Source organism: Bacillus xiapuensis (assembly GCF_002797355.1).
GTDB classification, from domain to species: Bacteria; Bacillota; Bacilli; order Bacillales; family Domibacillaceae; genus Bacillus_CE; species Bacillus_CE xiapuensis.
Genome location: NZ_KZ454939.1, coordinates 1,949,965 through 1,967,431 on the forward strand (window position 1 = coordinate 1,949,965; position 17,467 = coordinate 1,967,431).

Sequence of the window (17,467 nt, forward strand, 5' to 3'; positions counted from 1 at the left end):
CCATTCTTGATTAATCACGCTTCAGTGCGCGTTTGACTTTATCAAAAAAGCCTTGTTCTTGTTCATCCAGCATTTCTCCGCTTACTTCAGCAAACTCTCGCAGCAAGTGTTTTTGTTTCTCGTTTAATTTCGTTGGCGTAATGACCTTTACACGGATATGCTGATCTCCCGTGCCATACCCGCGAACATTCGGAACGCCTTTGCCGCGCAAGCGAAACTTTGTGCCTGTTTGCGTACCGGCAGGCACCTTCAGCTTAATCTTGCCGTGAAGGGTCGGCACTTCAATTTCATCTCCAAGAGCAGCCTGAACGAATGTAATCGGAATTTCGCAGAAAATGTCATCGCCATCGCGTTCAAATAACTCATGAGGAAGGACGCGAAAGACGATATATAAATCTCCGGCAGGGCCGCCGTTGACTCCGGCTTCGCCTTGTCCTGTGACTCGAAGCTGCTGGCCATCATCGATTCCTGCTGGAATTTTCACATTGATAGTTTTATTCTTTGTAACGGTTCCGTCGCCGCCGCAAGTCGAGCATTTCTCTTTAATCATCTTTCCAGTTCCGCTGCAGTACGGGCATGTGCGGCGATTGACAATCCGCCCAAATGGCGTGTTCTGTTCAACACTTAACTGGCCCGAACCGTGACAATGTGAACATGTTTCAGGAGAGGTGCCCGGCTTCGCTCCTGAGCCGTGACAAGTGCCGCATGTCTCTTCTTTGGGAATTTCAATTTCCGTTTCCTTTCCAAATACGGCCTCCTCAAATGAAATGGTCATCGTGTACTGTAAATCGGCCCCTTGGCGCGGTGCATTAGGGTCTCTTCTGCGGCCGCCGCCGCCGAAAAAGGTGCTGAAAATATCTTCAAATCCGCCGAAGCCGCCAAAGTCGGCGCCTCCAAAGCCTTGATTGGGATCGGCGTGGCCAAATTGATCGTATTGTGCCCGCTTTTGCTCGTCGCTTAACACTTCATAAGCTTCCTTCACTTCTTTGAACTTCTCATCTGCTCCCGGCTCTTTATTGATATCCGGATGATACTTTTTTGAGAGCTTACGATACGCTTTTTTTATTTCTTCCTTTGAAGCGTTTTTCTCAACGCCGAGCACTTCATAATAATCTCGTTTACTCATCACTGTTCACTCCCCGATTCCTTTCACATAAAGGCTATTTTAACATAGTTTTTCCTAAATAGTGAATAGTTAATGATGGTCGCTTCATTTCGGCTTTTCATGAAAAAAGTCAAAGTCAAGAGTTCCTTGACTTTGACTATAGCTGCATGACGAAAAGGCTTAAGACTCAGCGATTACTTATCGTCCTTTACTTCTTCAAATTCAGCGTCAACAACGTCATCGCCTTTTTGATCACCTGATTGTCCTTGCTGTGCCTGCGCCTGCTTAGCGGCTTCTTCATACAGCTTCACGGACAGATTTTGCACAATTTCTGACAGAGCTTCTTTCTTCGAACGAATTTCTTCAAGCTCGTTTTTCTCCATTGCGGCTTTTAAAGCTTCCTTCGCATCTTCCGCTTTTTTCACTTCTTCCTCATCTACTTTACCTTCAAGCTCTTTTAAAGTTTTTTCAGTTGTGAAAATGAGCTGATCTGCTTCGTTCCGCAATTCCGCTTCTTCTTTAAGCTTTTTATCAGCTTCAGCGTTTTCTTCCGCCTCTTTGACCATGCGTTCAATTTCTTCGTCAGAAAGACCGGAAGAAGATTTAATTGTAATGTTTTGCTGTTTGCCTGTGCCCATGTCTTTGGCGCTTACATTCACGATGCCGTTTTTATCGATATCGAATGTCACTTCAATTTGCGGAATGCCGCGAGGTGCCGGCGGAATATCTGTTAATTGGAAGCGGCCAAGTGTTTTGTTGTCGGCTGCCATTGGGCGCTCTCCTTGAAGCACATGAATATCAACAGCTGTCTGATTGTCAGCAGCAGTAGAGAACACTTGCGATTTAGAAGTCGGAATGGTTGTATTGCGGTCAATTAACTTTGTAAAAACGCCGCCCATTGTTTCAATTCCTAAAGAAAGCGGAGTGACGTCTAAAAGCACTACGTCTTTAACATCGCCAGTTAATACGCCGCCTTGTACCGCAGCTCCCATTGCGACTACTTCATCGGGATTCACACCTTTATGCGGCTCCTTGCCTGTCGCTTTGCGGATTGCTTCTTGAACAGCTGGGATGCGTGTGGATCCTCCGACTAGGATGACTTTATCAATATCGGAAGTGGACAAGTCCGCATCTTGAAGCGCCTGGCGGACAGGACCCATTGTACGCTCCACAAGGTCAGCTGAAAGCTCTTCAAATTTCGCGCGGGTTAAATTCACTTCCAAGTGAAGCGGTCCCGCTTCTCCCGCTGTGATAAACGGAAGAGAAATTTGTGTGGAGGTCACGCCTGAAAGATCTTTTTTCGCTTTCTCTGCCGCATCTTTCAGGCGCTGCATGGCCATCTTATCCTGCGATAAATCAATGCCATTTTCTTTTTTGAATTCTTGAACTAAATAGTCGATAATGACTTGGTCGAAGTCGTCTCCTCCCAGACGATTGTCCCCGGCTGTAGAACGAACTTCAAACACGCCGTCTCCCAATTCCAGGATGGAAACGTCAAATGTACCGCCGCCAAGGTCATAGACTAAGATCGTTTGGTCTTCTTCCATTTTATCCATACCGTAGGCAAGAGCGGCCGCAGTCGGTTCGTTGATAATCCGTTCCACTTCTAGACCGGCAATTTTCCCGGCATCCTTTGTTGCTTGACGCTCCGCATCGTTAAAGTAAGCAGGTACGGTAATAACCGCTTTTTCGACCTTTTCGCCTAAGTAATCTTCCGCATAGGATTTTAAATGCTGCAGAATCATAGCAGAAATCTCTTGCGGAGAATAGTCTTTCCCTTCAATGTTCACTTTATAATCCGTTCCCATGTGACGCTTGATGGAGATCACGGTATTCGGGTTTGTGATTGCTTGGCGCTTAGCCACTTCCCCTACTTGACGTTCTCCGTTCTTAAAGGCAACAACAGATGGAGTCGTGCGATTGCCTTCCGGGTTCGGAATGACTTTGGCTTCTCCGCCTTCAAGAACCGCCACACATGAGTTCGTTGTACCTAAGTCGATGCCGATAATTTTGCTCATTTGCGAAAACCTCCCAGATTATTATGTAATGATTTATTGATTCACTTTCACCATCGATGGGCGAATCACTCGATCTTTTAATTTATACCCTTTTTGGAACTCTTCTACCACGATGTTTTCTCCGTGGTTTTCATCATGATCGGTCATCACGGCCTGATGAATGTGAGGGTCAAATTCTTTGCCTACGGCTTCGATCACTTCTACGCCTTCCTTTTCTAAAGCGGCGATCAGCCCATTATAAACCATTTCCATTCCTTGTAAAACGGACTTGGTCTGTTCATTGGTCGCTTCAACCTTCAGCGCGCGTTCAAAGTTATCAATCAATGGCAGCAAATCGGAAATCAAGCTTTGCGCCCGATATTTTTCTGCCGCTTCACGCTCTAAATTCGTTCTCCTGCGGAAATTATCAAAGTCAGCGCGCAGTCGTAAATAGGAGTTCTCTGCCTCTTCAAGCTTTTTCTCGAGTTCATCTATTTTCTCAAAAGAAGCTTCTTTTTCAGCATCCGCTGCTTCTTCAGCTGTTTCCTCCGCCGCTTCTTCTGTTAATGGCTCATCATTTGTTTGTTCGAGCTCTTCCTCGTTCAAATGTTTTTCTTCCGCCATTCGTTTCACCTCCTTTAAAGCTTCCAGCTCTTATAGTATAGACAAAAAGAGAAGGAAATCAGCAAGCATGCCAATCTCCGCTCCCAGCCAATTCCACCTAATTATGATACAACTTCGTTAATGCTTTTGTCATGTCATGACTAAGAAAATCAATGAGACTGATTACTCGCGAGTATTCCATGCGCGTCGGACCCAATATGGCGATGGTGCCTACTTGCTCTTCTCCAACGGAATAGGACGCCGTGATTAAGCTGCAATGCTCCATGGCCGCATTCTGATTTTCCTTGCCAATCTTCACCTGAATGCCCGTTGGAATATCGCTGATCAGCTGATAAATGCCTTCCTCCTGCTCAATCATATCCATCACTAAGCGCACTTTTTCGATATCGCGAAATTCCGGCTGATTCAGCATATTCGTTTTGCCGCCGAAGAATAATTTTTCGTTCACCGGTATATCCACAGCGCTCGCAAACATGGAAAGCATGGACTCATAATTATAAATATGCCGCCGCATCAGCACGACGATTTCTTTGTAAAGCCTATCATGTAATTCCGAAAGGGGAACACCAATCAGCCGCTCATTTAAGATGTTCACCATCTTCTCTATATCAGAAGCATCCACATTTTCCGGCAGCGAAAATGTGCGGTTTTCGACATGTCCGGTGTCTGTGACAATAATGGCAATAGCGGTATCTTTTCTTAAAGGAACGATTTGCAGCCTTTTTACTTTATTGTCCATTATTTCTGGCCCTAAGACAATAGCGGTGTAATTGGTCAGATCGGATAAAATTTTGGCTGACTTTTGTACGATCTTCTCCAGTTCATACATGCGGTCAGAAAATATAGAATGAATCGTCTGCATTTCTATTCTGTTTAGCTTCTCGGGGTGCAGCAGATGATCGACATAATAACGGTACCCTTTCTCTGATGGCACTCTTCCCGAAGAAGTATGTGTTTTCTCCAAGAAACCGAGGCTCTCAAGCTCTGCCATCTCGTTGCGAATCGTGGCTGAACTGAAAGTTACTTCCTCTTTTTCGGCTAAGCTTCGTGAGCCTACCGGTTGCGCAGATCGAATAAAATCATCAATGATGACTTGCAAGATGAGCAGCTGACGATCTGTTAACAACGTTTATCACCTCTTTTAGCACTCTCTAATCTTGAGTGCTAAATCTATAAATAAAATTAACAAAATCGGCTGGCAATGTCAACGGACGCGCTTACGTTTCCATCGATTATTTCAGCGTTAATAAAAATGATTGAAACACTTCGTTGCCGAGCAGCTTCCCTTCATGGGTCAGAAAGATTCTTTCCTCGCTGTCAAAGTCCAACAAGCCTCGCTCTTTCATTTCTGCAATTGGCTCTTGGAACACCTCCAGAGGAGAGCAGCCGAACTTTCGCTGAAAGACGCTTTTCGATACGCCCCGCGTTTTGCGCAAGCCGAGAAACATTTCTTCCTCCATCATTTCTGCCCGCGACACACGTGTTTCCGATAAGATCGGCAATGCTCCGTTCATTAAAGGCTCCATGTATTTCTTCAAGGGGCCATGGTTGGCTGTTCTCACTCCATTAACATACCCGTGTGCGCCTGCTCCGAATCCATAATATTCTTCATTGTGCCAATATGTTAAATTATGAGCGCTCTCAAAACCCGGTTTGGCGAAATTACTGATTTCATATTGCTCTAAGCCATAGGCAGCCATTTGCTCCATCAATTCTTCATACATGGCTGCTTCGGTTTCGACTTTCGGAAGCGGCAGGGCGTCTTTTCTCATTAAATTGTAAAAAACGGTTTTCGGCTCAATAATTAATGAATAGCCGGAATAATGCGGCAAATCCAGATGAAGCGCTCGCTTTAGGTCGTCCCGAAAATTTTCCAGCGTTTGATTCGGAAGAGCATACATCAGATCAATGCTGATGTTGTCAAAGCCGTTCGCTTGCGCCCGTTCAATCGTCGTGAAAACATCCCGGCTTTTGTGCGTGCGACCGATCGCCCGCAGCATCTCATCATCGAATGACTGCACACCGATGCTTAAGCGATTCACCCCATATTCCTTGAGCACCTTTAATTGTTCCGCAGTTAAATCCCCGGGGTTTGCTTCAAAAGTAAATTCTCCTGCCTGAAACGGAAGCGAGCGGCGAATAGAGCGGCAAAGCTTCTCCAATTGAGCCGCGCTTAGAGCAGTGGGGGTTCCTCCTCCAACGAATAAGGTATCTATTCGATCCGTCGGGTGCTTTTCCATTGTGTATTGCATCTCAGCTGCCAGCATTTCTAAATACGTCTCCACCGGCTGATTCTTTAAAAAAACTTTGTTAAAGTCACAATAATGACAAATCTGCCGGCAAAAAGGGATATGAATATAAGCGGATCGTATCATATGAAAACTCCTCTATCCTGGTGAAATAACAAGAAAAGGGTCAGCTTCAACGCCTTCCCTTTCCCTTGTTAAATTATTTATTTTGATCATCCATCTTTAAAACAGCCATGAATGCTTCCTGCGGAACTTCAACGGAACCGACCTGCTTCATCCGTTTCTTTCCTTCCTTTTGTTTCTCGAGAAGCTTTCGTTTCCGGGAAATATCTCCGCCGTAACATTTGGCCAATACATTTTTGCCCATGGATTTAATCGTGGAGCGAGCCACGATCTTTTGGCCGATAGCCGCTTGAACCGGCACCTCAAACTGCTGTCTGGGAATCAGTTCCTTTAACTTTTCTACGATGACCTTGCCGCGTTCATAAGCAAAATCACGATGAACGATAAAGCTCAAAGCATCGACTTTTTCACCGTTCAGCAAAATATCCATCTTCACAAGCTTGGAAGGCTGGTAGCCAATTAGCTCATAATCAAAAGAAGCATAGCCCTTCGTATTCGACTTCAGCTGATCAAAAAAGTCGTACACGATTTCCGACAGCGGAATCTCATAAATGACATTCACGCGATTCTCATCCATATATTGCATGTCAATAAAGTTGCCGCGTTTCCCTTGAGCAAGCTCCATGACCGCTCCAACGAAATCATTTGGCACCATGATAGAAGCCTTAACGTAAGGCTCTTCCACGCTGTCTATCTTCTGAGGATCCGGCATGTTTGATGGGTTATCAACGTGAACTTCCTCCCCGTTTGTCATCCGCACATTATAAATTACACTCGGAGCGGTTGTAATTAAATCGATCTTGAATTCGCGCTCAATCCGCTCTTGAATGATTTCCATATGGAGCAATCCAAGAAATCCGCAGCGGAAGCCAAAGCCGAGAGCCTGTGAGGTCTCCGGTTCAAATTGAAGCGCGGAATCATTTAATTCCAGCTTTTCAAGCGCTTCTCTCAGATCATTAAATTTAGAGGAATCAATTGGATAGAGTCCGCAATATACCATCGGATTTAATTTGCGGTATCCCGGCAGCGCTTCTTCAGCCGGATTTTCAGCAGAAGTGATCGTATCCCCCACTCGGGTATCGCCAACATTTTTTATGGCCGCTGTCAAATACCCAACATCGCCGACAGTCAGCTCAGCACAAGGCGTTGTTTTTGGCGTGAATACGCCTATTTCCGTCACTTCAAACTCTTTTCCCGTCGCCATCATCCTCACTTTGTCTCCCACTTTGACAGTGCCGTCTACAATTCGTATATACGCCACTACTCCGCGGTAAGCATCGTACAGGGAATCAAAAATCAGCGCTTTCAGCGGCGCTTCCGGATCACCGGCAGGAGCCGGCACCTTCTCTACGATTTGCTCCAGTATTTCTCCGATCCCAATCCCTGCCTTGGCCGATGCGAGCACAGCCTCCGATGCGTCCAAGCCGATGACATCCTCCACCTCTTGGCGAACGCGCTCCGGTTCTGCTGCCGGCAAATCAATCTTGTTGATAACAGGCAATATTTCCAAGTCATTATCCAAAGCCAGATACACATTCGCCAGCGTCTGCGCTTCAATACCTTGGGCAGCATCCACCACCAATATTGCTCCTTCGCAGGCAGCCAAGCTTCGGGAGACTTCGTAGGTGAAATCTACATGTCCCGGCGTGTCAATTAAATGAAAGATGTACTCCTGTCCATCCTGCGCTTTATACTTTAATTGTACCGCATTCAATTTAATGGTAATGCCGCGTTCCCGCTCCAGATCCATGGAATCCAAGAGCTGGCTTTTCATTTCACGGGCTGTTAAGGCATGCGTATATTCTAAAATCCGGTCTGCTAAAGTCGATTTCCCATGGTCAATATGAGCAATAATCGAGAAATTCCGGATACGCTTTTGTCTAGTTAATCTCTCTTTATGGTCCATACTTTTCTTCACTCCTGTTAGTCGGCACATGTGTACTAGTCTTGATTATATCAGCCAGAAATGCAATTGACAATGAACAAGGAAGGAAGGCAATGACCGCCGGAGCAAAAAGCAGCCAGACTTCCTGAGATCAAAGCGGAAGTCTGGCCAGCTGTAAACAGCTATCTGTTGAATAAAGCAGCGGTCATCTCCGTTACGGCTTCAGCTAAAGATTGGCCGCCTGCTGAATAGATGTTGGGGGATTGTTCTTTCTCCATTCTTTCTCTTTTCTCTGTTAAATCCTTTTCTGCTTCCCCGTTTTCAAGCCATGTAAAGGATGGGGGCTTCCTTTGTTCAGAAAGAATGGCAGAATCCGTCCGATAGCCGGGAGACTCATCCATCCAATGGTGTTGGAACATACCGATCAGCATCCCCAAAAACAGAACAGAAGCGACTGCATAGGTTTGGAATAAAAAGCGTTTCATCGTTCTTCCTTTCTAATCGGATGCAGGCCTGGTTTGAACGGATTCCGCTTGCCAGTAATGATCTGCAAACACCTCCGCAAAAGCAGATGCCGTCCGATTCAGTTCTTCATACGTATTATCCACCCCGCCGAACTCCACAAGGATCGCCTTGCTGGATAAATCCTGGTTAAACTTCCCGTTCGTGTTTTTTCCCTTTTTCAGAATGACTCCGCGTGAAAGCCCTTTATATTTCTTCTCAAGACGATTATGAAGCTCTGTAGCGAGTTTGACATTTTTCTCGTAATTCGCATGCTCTCCGCCAATCACAAACGCCAGCTTCGCATACTTCTGACCGCGAATCGCCACGGTCGTAACCGGCTTTCTCTGAGAGTCCCGGTGAATATCAATAAAATACTGCAAATCGCGGTTGTTGTTCTTGGCAGCACTAAATACCTCCCTTGACGCTTGATACGATTGCCCATAGCTTCTTCCCGATTGATGCAGCCGGTTGACGATATCCGTTTTGTCCAGCGCTGTTCCGATCCCTTTTTCTTCGAGAAGGTCTTGGACCATTTCACCGACCTTCGTGACATTCAGCTTGGAATGATGAGCGGCATCCGGAGAAGTTACTCCTTTAAGAAATGGCAAATAGCTCTCTCTCGTATGAGTAAAATACATGAATACCCGCTTCTTCCCGTCGGTATTTAAAGCCGGGGGCTGGGAAGGCTTGTCCCTTTTTAGATCAGGCGTCTTATCAGCAGCCGGCGCATCGTTGCTCTTCTGCAGCATTTCAGCAGGAGGCTCTGATTCGATCGGCATGTTGGTGTAATCTGTTCCTTCACCCGCTACGAGAATTTGTCCGTCATAAATAGAAAAACCGGGTATCTCCCGGCCTAAAAAACTGCGCGGGTCCTGATAGCGAACATTGGTTGCATAGCGAAAAGCAAATTCGCTTAATGAAGGCGGCCGCACATTCGGCGGCGCGTGAGCGGAAAATATTCTATTTTCCATCATGAATAAGTAATAAAGCGCTTCACCGGTTACATGCTCAGCCGCTTCGTTTACAGAGTTAGAAGAAATACGGTAGTTGTAAGTAAACGACGTCAGCAATCCGGCTATTGAAAACAGCGAAAGGAGAGAGATTATAAAAACCACTGTTCCCTTGATAATCGTTGACAAGTTGATTGAGAAAATATAGTTCGCCTGATTCTCCTTCATTGCTCCACCCTTTCTGCTAAAGTCTTGTACTATACTTATGACTTAAGCAAGAAAAGCAGAACTGTCATTTTATTTCGTAAAGAAGCCGGCGTTGTCCTGATCAATCGCTGGGTGGAGAGCCGCATTGATGCCATTGGCCAACAAATTCGCCGTATCCTTGATAAATAAATCGACTTCTTTCGGCGTGACCATTAAATTATGCCCCAGCGGAGACAGGACCTCATGAATAAGCTGGCGTTTTTCTGTGTCTTCCAGCATGCCGACCATCCCTAAAAACGAGCGCCGCTTCTCCTCATCCGGCAAATGCTCCTCCTTCAGCTTTTCCCGTTTGCCAAAAACAAACCCGGCAGGAGAAAGCGCACTTGAAGGCCGCTTTCCCTCCATGATTTCCTTCCCGAGATGCTTCAAAATAAAATCGATCGTATCACTTGTAATGGACACCGCATCCACCACTGTCGGCACACCGATCGCGATCACCGGGATGCCCAGTATTTTCTCGCTGATTTCTTTTCTCTTATTGCCCACCCCCGCCCCCGGGTGGATACCCGTGTCAGAAATTTGTACAGTGGCGTTTACCCTTTCAATCGATCTGGAAGCCAGCGCATCAATCACGATGATAAAGTCAGGCTTTGATTTTTCTACCACACCATGGACAATATCGCCCGTTTCAATTCCCGTTGTTCCCATGACGCCAGGGATTAAAGCACTGACTGAGCGATAACCTTCCTCCACCTCATCAGGCTGAAGTTCAAACAAATGTCTCGTTACCATGACCGAATCGCACACGAGCGGCCCGAGCGCATCCGGCGTAACATCACTATTGCCAAGCCCGATAATTAAACAACTGGCTTCTTTTTGAATGCCTCGGTTCTTTAAATAAGCGGCCAGCTCACGGGCGAGCACCTTCTCCATTTCATGCTGGCGGGTCGTATCATGGCTGCGAATGCCTTGGGATTCCAGCGTTAAATAATTCCCCGCTTTCTTACCCGTCTCCCTCTCCCCCTTCTCATCAATCGTGACAGCTGTCACCGTAACTTCACCTACTCGGCGCTCTTGTGTGAAAACCCCCGTCAGCGTTTGCGATTCTTGTAAGCGCTCCTCCGCCAGCGTCTTCGCTTCGACGGCTAAGTCCGTTCGGACGGCATATACATCTAAATTGATTGATTGCTCCTTCATCTTTTTTCCCTCATCCTTTAGCATAAATTTTATTCTCAGTTTGCCCGACTGTGTAAAAGTTCATTCCTTGACACAAAATACAAATGTAAGTATTGCATTCTCACGCCCTGTTTGATAGAATAGCTTTTGTTCTTAATTGTTAAGGAAAAGTGAAATCGAGCACCCAATAGAATCTCGATCGTTTGAGGAGGTGACAGGAATGCCAAATATTAAATCTGCCATCAAACGTGTAAAAACTACACAGGATCGTACAGAGCAAAACATCCGCGTAAAGTCAGCTATGCGCACAGCTGTTAAGAAATTTGAAACAGCTGTTGCCAACAATGAAGATAACGCGAAAGCACTTTTATCTGATGCAGTAAGCCGCCTTGATAAAGCCGCTGCTAAAGGACTCATCCACAAGAACGCAGCGAGCCGTACAAAAGGCCGTTTAATGAAAAAATTAAATGCTTAATGATAAAAAAATCCTTCAAGATGGCTTGAAGGATTTTTTTACTGGCTTATCCGTGTTTTCTTATGATGCTTTGCAGCTTAAACAAGAACATTTCTATAATCATCGGCTTAGCCATGCCGTTTGATTTCATCTGCAAATCACTGTCGGCCAACATCATCATGATGGCGGAGAGCTGCTCATCCGTAAAACGGCGTGATTGACCAGCAGCCAGCTTAACCCGAAAAGGATGCACTTTCAAATAACCGGCGATCTGCTGCTGTCCATAGCCTTTTCTCGAAAGTTCTTTCGTCTGATATATCAATCGGAACTGCGAGGCAATTAACGCAAGAATTTTGATCGGTTCCTCGTTTAATTTAAGCAAGTCATAATATATCCGAAAGGCCTCCTCCACCTTCCCCGTAACCACGCGATCGACAAGTGAAAAAATGTCCTGTTCAAGCGACCGTGCTGTCAGCTTGATCACCATCTCCTTCGTAATGCATTTCTCTTCTAGCGCATATAAAGAGAGCTTATCCAACTCAGAGGTAAGCACCATTAGATTAGTGCCGGCAAGGGCTATTAAATGATCCAGCGCCTCCTCCTCGATCTGAACGTGATTGGAAGCCGCCCGGTCCTTCAGCCACTTTTTCAATTCCTTCTCGCCAAGCTTCTTCGCTTCCAACACTTCCGCTTGCTTTTTCATCTGTTTCGTCAGCTTCTTCCGCTCATCCAGCTTTTCATAAGGAGCTATAAATACTAGCAGTGTATAAGGTGCCGGATTTTGCAAATACTGCTCAAGCTTTTTTAAATTATGATCGACTTTTTCCTTGGCGCGTTCAGCCGTTAAAAAAAGCGGGTTATGTAAAAACACAAGCTTTCTTTCGCCCATGAAAGGAAGCGTTTCTGCTTCTTCAAGTGCCGTTTCTACCGGCGTTTCTTCCAAGTCAAATGACGCAAGGTTAAAGTCCATTTCTTCTTGCGTCAGCGCATGGTGAACAAGCTGATGCTTTGTTTCATTGATTAAAAACATTTCATTTCCATACAATAAATAAACAGGGGAAAACTGTTTATTTTTAATCTTCTTCCAAATTGGTATCAAGGGCTTTTCTCTCCATTTTCATGTAATATAATAATGTTAAAAAAGCCAGACCCATTTGACAAGGGGAAACTTTGGAAAAAGCTTCCCCTGTGATCTATATAAACGCCGACAACATTGCCCCGGGAAACAACTTTGCCAGCGGTGATCATCTTACTTCTATTTTCACCGATTCTGGTCATTTTATTGGAGTTAACTCCTGTCAGCAAAGGAAATTGTCAAGCCGGCTCTAGATTTTTTAAAAGCGATCATCTATACTAGAATGGAAATAGGAGGGATAGTTGTGAACGAATTTGAAAAAAGTGTGCAGTCCAAGCGTAACGATGCAGTCGATTCTGCAGTCGGATTTATTGTTTCTTTTGGGTTCTTTGCTACAATGTTTATCATCGCAACAGCTATCGACATGATTGGAAAGTAAAGTCTTGAGCTCGCCTGCTGGCGGGTTTTTTTCTTTTTTTGGCAGCAGCTACTTCCATCTTACGGGATATGGGCAGAAAACGTTCCTTTCCCGCCGCGAAATCGGTACGTGATCTCTCCGTGAATATCCGTTCGGTAAATTTTTATTTGATGCTGCTGCAGCCTTTGGATCACATCACGATGAGGGTGGCCGTAGCGGTTTTTTCTTCCGGCGGAGATAATGGCATATTGCGGAGTCGTCTCAGCTAACCATTCCTCTGTCGTGGATGAACGGCTGCCATGATGGCCGATTTTGATAAAATCCGCGTCGGCGTCGAATTGCTTTATCATCCTCCTTTCACTGTTTTCTTCCGCATCTCCTGTAAATAGCCACTTTTTTCCGCCTATATAGGCATACAGGACAAGCGAGTCATCGTTTCCTTCATAATGCTTGTCATCCGGTGACAGGAATTGAAAGAAGGAGGAACCTTCCTGCCAGCTTTCCATGTATGCTGCGTACCGAACAGGAATGTGATGAAGAGCCGCCTGCCTGATTGTCCGGCGCATGACCGCTTTGCTTTCAGATCCCGGACTGATTATGATTTCTTTAATGGACATCTCATCAAATAACTCCGCGGCCGCTCCTATATGATCGTAATCACTGTGCGTTAAGATCAGTTTATCAACTCTGGAAATCCCCCGGCTTTTAAAATAAGGCAGCAGCACATCCTCTCCAATCTGAAAGCTCTTTCGCCGCTTTTGCCATTCTTCTTTATGAAAAGGCAGCAAGCCGCCCGTATCAATCAAGTAATTCCCCTGGTTGTTTGGAAGCCTAATGAAAATCGCATCCCCTTGTCCGATATCAATAAAGGACACCTCTCCTTCCGGCGCATAGAGTCTTGCTCCGAGAAGCACAGCAATGGCAGCCATTGTCAGCCAAGCTGCAGGCTTAATACTTTTAGTCTTTTCCCATATAAGAAATGCTCCAGCTGCAGCGGCCGTGCAAAGAATAAGAAAGAATGGTTCCGGCCGGCCCGTCCGCAACACGGCAAACGGCCAAGTGCTTACTTCCAGAGCAGCGGCATCCACTTGAGCGAACAGCAGGCTAAATGGCTTAAGCAAAAATAGAATGGGGGGAAATGGAAAGCTGAGGAGAAAAGTCACGAGAAGAAACGGCAGCACAATAAACGAATAAAAAGGAACAAAAAATAAATTAGCGATGAACGAATAGAGGGATACTTCAAAGAAATGATACATAAGGATAGGCAAGCCGGCAAGCTGCGCAACGGCCGTGATGGTAAACATTTTACCGAGAGCAGTGGAGGAAAAGGTGAGAATGGCCGCGGAAGAAAGAATCAATGAAAAGCTGACCATATAAGACAATTGAAATCCAGCTTGATAAAGCAAACAAGGGTCATAGCATAGCACGAGCAAAAAGCTGAGGCTGAGAGCATCGAGGGGAGTCAGTCGGCGCTGGAGTTTCACCGCCAGTAAGATAAAAGCTGCCATTAGCACCGCTCGTACGACAGGGGGAGAGCCTCCGGCAATCAGAGCATAAAGCGGAAGAAAAAACAACAAGACAAGCTGCGCCTGCTCCTTGATCATGCCGAGCCGAAGCAATACATAATATAAAAATGCGGTCATCAAAGCAACGTGAAGACCGGAAATCGCTAGTAAATGAATAATGCCCAGACGCTGATAGGCCTTCGTCTGCTCTTCTTCAGCGAGTGACCGGTCTCCGAACAGCAAAGCCGCTGCGGCGGGCTGCAAGCTCACCGGAAAGGTATTCTTAATATGACCCATGCCCGCCAAGCGCCATTGACCAATTGTTTGTGCGATCGAACGGTCCGGCTGAGAACAAGCAGACAAGGACCATTTCTCCGGCTTTAACTGCCAAAAGATATGCTTGGATGCTAAAAATTTGCGGTAATCAAATCCGTTTCGGTTACGCGACTCGGCGGGCCGTTCAAGCGTGCCGGTCATGCGGCAAATGACGCCCGGGCTCAGCTTCTCCTGCAGCTGCTTTATTTCCTCTTTCACAGCAATCCGGTGCATCAGCTGCAGCCTTTCTCCGTTATTCGCCGTCACCGTTGCGTTGAAACGATCTCCATCGATCACGGCAGTTTCTTCAAAAGAGACGATCCACTCTTTTTCCTCCCCTGTAAACGAGGAGAACTGATTGCTTTCATGAATCTGACCGACGCCAAAAAAGAAAACGGCACTGCCGCAGGCGGCCAGTCTCAAGCTTCCTTTCATCCGGATGCATAAAAAAAGAACGGCCGCGCTGAGAAGCAACCGGACGCTTGCCAAGGACGGAAGCGCCCAAAGCAATCCTGCCAAAGAAAAAACAGCCAAATAAATGATTTTACCGCGCATACAGCCTCCTTTTATTCCGCATGTAAGATGCCGTGAAACTCCGCCTTTACAAAAATGGAGCGGGAGACCACGGCATCTCAATGCCCGATTCGATCAGGCCTGCACGATGCAGGCGGCAAAGACGTTGCAACAGAATGTTGCGGTGGAAGTCTTTGTTCTTCTTGTCATCAGCGAGGAATGAAAGGCCCTCCCCGCTGTTTAAAGATCCCCTTTATTCATTAGGCAAGTGCACCACTTCAATATCCTTTAAAAAGTGCTTGTTCCATTTATTTGGGTAAGCATTTCGGTAAATAATCCGTTTAATGCCGGCTTGGGCAAGGGTTTTGGCGCAATTTTCGCATGGTTCATGCGTCACATAGGCCGCCGCTCCAATCAGACGGTCTCTATCTGCGTGAAGCACCGCATTTAATTCCGCATGCAAACAGCGGATGCATCTGTTTTCATCAGACAGCAGACAGCCTTCATCTTCACAATGCTCATGCCCGTGAATCGACCCATTGTACCCGGTTGCTATGATATGCTTGTCCTTCACGATCACACAGCCCACATGAAGTCGATTGCAAGTTGATCGGGAAGATACAACATCGGCAATATCCAAAAAATATTCATCCCAGCTTTTTCGTCTCATTCTTTTCACTCTCTCTTTGGTGTTTCTTTTCTTTAGTTTAGCGAGAACAAAAGGATGCCGTCAAACGTTTTTAATTCACGGAAATAAGCGGCTCCAGCTTTTCAAAAGTCTTCTCACCGATCCCGGTTACATTTTTCAAATCTTCCGGCTTGGCAAAAGCTCCCTCCGTTTCTCTATAGTCAATGATTGCTTGTGCTTTCGCTTCTCCTATACCCGGCATCGTTTGCAGCTCTTCAGCAGAAGCGGCATTGATATTGATCTTCGTTTCCGGCTTGCTCCCATCAGCCGGTGAAGAAGCGCCGGGGATGGCAGAAGAAACAGAAGGTGACTGGGCCGGCGGCTTCTCTCCAATCTTCGGAATATAGACAATCATTTCATCTTGAAGCTTTTGAGCAAGGTTGACCGCCGTGCGGTCAGCATCTTTTTGCAGGCCTCCCGCTTTTGCAATCGCATCATGTATCCGTGCCCCCTGCTTTAATGTGTAAATACCCGGTTTTGGGACAGCTCCTTTCATATCCACCATCACCACCTGTTCCTCCTTCGTCTCCTTCTTCTCTTCAGAAGAAGCGGGCGAAGTCTCTTTCGAAGAGGGAGTATGAATCTCGGCAGTCAGCGGCTGGGCGGGCGGCGCTTCTTTTGCCGATAATTGATACAATCCAAAGATTCCTGCAGCCGCCAAGAGAATCACAAATAATTTGTACTTTTCAATTAAAGCTTTTACGTCCATACTTGCACTCCTTCTTGCATAATCGTTTTTTTCTTACATACATTGTAAAAGGATCTTTTTTAAAGGGGGGTTACGAATGAGAACTGGAGTAATCGGCACCGGAAATATGGGAGAAATTCTGATCCACGCACTTATTGATTCCAAAGCGGTCATGCCTTCTGAGCTTTCCATCATTAACCGAACCGAAGTTAAAGCTAAGCGGCTGGCAGAAAAGCTCCCTGGTGTGACGCTTGCTGAAAGTATTCCGAAATTAGTGCAGACCTGTGACCTTGTTTTTATTTGTGTAAAACCTCACGATATCTATCCGATTCTTGCTGAAGTGAAGGATCTTTTCCGCCCGGAACAATGTGTGGTTTCGATTACAAGCCCGGTTAGCACGGCGCAGTTAGAATCGGTTCTCTCCTGCTCGTGCATGCGCATGATTCCAAGCATTACGAATAAAGTACTGTCAGGAGCCGTTTTGTATACTTTTGGAGAGAGATGCCAAGATGGATGGAAAATGGAGATGAAGGAAAAAATGGAGCTGCTGAGCCGAGAAGCGATAGAAATTGACGAATCGGTCACCCGGGCAGCATCTGATCTTGTCAGCTGCGGTCCGGCCTTTATCAGCTATTTAACGCGAAGATTGATTGAAGGGGCAGAAACGACCGGGATGGACGCCGAAACAGCTGAAAAATTAGCTGAATGCATGCTGACCGGACTCGGAGAACTGTTTAAACAAAAAGAATATACATTAGCACAATTGGAAGAAAAAGTATGTGTCAAAGGCGGGGTAACCGGAAAAGGCATCGCGGTGCTGGAGGAAGAAACCGGAGACATGTTTAGTAAGCTATTCAAAGCCACTCACCAAAAATTCGCCGAGGATAAACAAGAAACAGCTGCACAATTTGGAATTCATTAAAATCTATTCGCTAACAAAGCAGAAAATCCTTTTTCTTTTTGCATTTTTCTCTATTTGCGGACTGACACA

At 46.0% G+C, this 17,467-nt stretch carries 16 protein-coding genes; 3 read left to right on the forward strand and 13 right to left on the reverse strand.

Annotated features, from left to right (window positions below; all coding sequences use genetic code 11):
- Window positions 1-10: 10 nt before the first annotated feature.
- From dnaJ to gpr, 9 genes are all read right to left on the reverse strand, one after another.
- Window positions 11-1,126 (reverse strand): molecular chaperone DnaJ, encoded by a 1,116-nt coding sequence (gene dnaJ / locus CEF20_RS09735; protein WP_100331623.1) that lies wholly within the window; start codon window positions 1,124-1,126, stop codon window positions 11-13.
- A gap of 173 nt (window positions 1,127-1,299) precedes the next feature.
- On the reverse strand, window positions 1,300-3,123 hold the full coding sequence (gene dnaK / locus CEF20_RS09740) for a molecular chaperone DnaK (protein WP_100331624.1): 1,824 nt from the start codon (window positions 3,121-3,123) through the stop codon (window positions 1,300-1,302).
- A gap of 33 nt (window positions 3,124-3,156) precedes the next feature.
- Window positions 3,157-3,726, reverse strand: a complete 570-nt coding sequence (gene grpE, locus CEF20_RS09745) for a nucleotide exchange factor GrpE (protein WP_100331625.1) — start codon at window positions 3,724-3,726, stop codon at window positions 3,157-3,159.
- Window positions 3,727-3,823: 97 nt separating this feature from the next.
- Window positions 3,824-4,852, reverse strand: a complete 1,029-nt coding sequence (gene hrcA, locus CEF20_RS09750; RefSeq protein WP_100331626.1) for a heat-inducible transcriptional repressor HrcA — start codon at window positions 4,850-4,852, stop codon at window positions 3,824-3,826.
- 106 nt (window positions 4,853-4,958) lie between these two features.
- Window positions 4,959-6,101: a radical SAM family heme chaperone HemW gene (gene hemW / locus CEF20_RS09755; protein WP_100331627.1), complete on the reverse strand. Its 1,143-nt coding sequence runs from the start codon at window positions 6,099-6,101 to the stop codon at window positions 4,959-4,961.
- A 73-nt stretch (window positions 6,102-6,174) separates the two neighbouring features.
- Entirely contained in the window at window positions 6,175-8,004 is a 1,830-nt protein-coding gene (gene lepA / locus CEF20_RS09760) for a translation elongation factor 4 (RefSeq protein ID WP_100331628.1), read from the reverse strand.
- A 161-nt stretch (window positions 8,005-8,165) separates the two neighbouring features.
- Entirely contained in the window at window positions 8,166-8,468 is a 303-nt protein-coding gene (locus CEF20_RS09765; protein WP_100331629.1) for a DUF3679 domain-containing protein, read from the reverse strand.
- A gap of 12 nt (window positions 8,469-8,480) precedes the next feature.
- The gene (gene spoIIP / locus CEF20_RS09770; protein WP_100331630.1) at window positions 8,481-9,665 is read right to left on the reverse strand and encodes a stage II sporulation protein P; all 1,185 of its coding nucleotides are present in this window, start codon (window positions 9,663-9,665) and stop codon (window positions 8,481-8,483) included.
- Between the two features lie 69 nt (window positions 9,666-9,734).
- Window positions 9,735-10,841: a GPR endopeptidase gene (gpr, locus tag CEF20_RS09775; RefSeq protein ID WP_100331631.1), complete on the reverse strand. Its 1,107-nt coding sequence runs from the start codon at window positions 10,839-10,841 to the stop codon at window positions 9,735-9,737.
- A 199-nt stretch (window positions 10,842-11,040) separates the two neighbouring features.
- On the opposite strand from gpr, the gene rpsT reads away from it, so the two are divergent.
- Window positions 11,041-11,295, forward strand: a complete 255-nt coding sequence (gene rpsT, locus CEF20_RS09780) for a 30S ribosomal protein S20 (RefSeq protein WP_100331632.1) — start codon at window positions 11,041-11,043, stop codon at window positions 11,293-11,295.
- 46 nt (window positions 11,296-11,341) lie between these two features.
- Here rpsT and holA read toward each other — a convergent pair whose 3' ends face one another.
- The gene (holA, locus tag CEF20_RS09785) at window positions 11,342-12,373 is read right to left on the reverse strand and encodes a DNA polymerase III subunit delta (RefSeq protein ID WP_332849195.1); all 1,032 of its coding nucleotides are present in this window, start codon (window positions 12,371-12,373) and stop codon (window positions 11,342-11,344) included.
- Window positions 12,374-12,653: 280 nt separating this feature from the next.
- Here holA and CEF20_RS09795 point away from each other — a divergent pair, with 280 nt between their 5' ends.
- Window positions 12,654-12,788, forward strand: a complete 135-nt coding sequence (locus CEF20_RS09795) for a YqzM family protein (RefSeq protein ID WP_100331634.1) — start codon at window positions 12,654-12,656, stop codon at window positions 12,786-12,788.
- A 59-nt stretch (window positions 12,789-12,847) separates the two neighbouring features.
- Here the strand turns inward: CEF20_RS09795 and CEF20_RS09800 are convergent, their stop codons facing one another.
- The 3 genes from CEF20_RS09800 to CEF20_RS09810 all read right to left on the reverse strand — a co-directional run bounded on the left by CEF20_RS09800 (window position 12,848) and on the right by CEF20_RS09810 (window position 16,497).
- A complete protein-coding gene (locus CEF20_RS09800) occupies window positions 12,848-15,142 on the reverse strand; it encodes a DNA internalization-related competence protein ComEC/Rec2 (protein WP_100331635.1) in 2,295 nt (764 codons plus the stop codon).
- A 211-nt stretch (window positions 15,143-15,353) separates the two neighbouring features.
- On the reverse strand, window positions 15,354-15,770 hold the full coding sequence (locus CEF20_RS09805; protein ID WP_100331636.1) for a deoxycytidylate deaminase: 417 nt from the start codon (window positions 15,768-15,770) through the stop codon (window positions 15,354-15,356).
- A gap of 70 nt (window positions 15,771-15,840) precedes the next feature.
- Window positions 15,841-16,497, reverse strand: coding sequence for a helix-hairpin-helix domain-containing protein (locus tag CEF20_RS09810; RefSeq protein ID WP_100331637.1), 657 nt, complete (start codon window positions 16,495-16,497; stop codon window positions 15,841-15,843).
- 76 nt (window positions 16,498-16,573) lie between these two features.
- Here CEF20_RS09810 and comER point away from each other — a divergent pair, with 76 nt between their 5' ends.
- Complete coding sequence (gene comER / locus CEF20_RS09815; protein ID WP_100331638.1) at window positions 16,574-17,398, forward strand: late competence protein ComER; 825 nt, start codon at window positions 16,574-16,576, stop codon at window positions 17,396-17,398.
- Window positions 17,399-17,467: the final 69 nt, after the last annotated feature.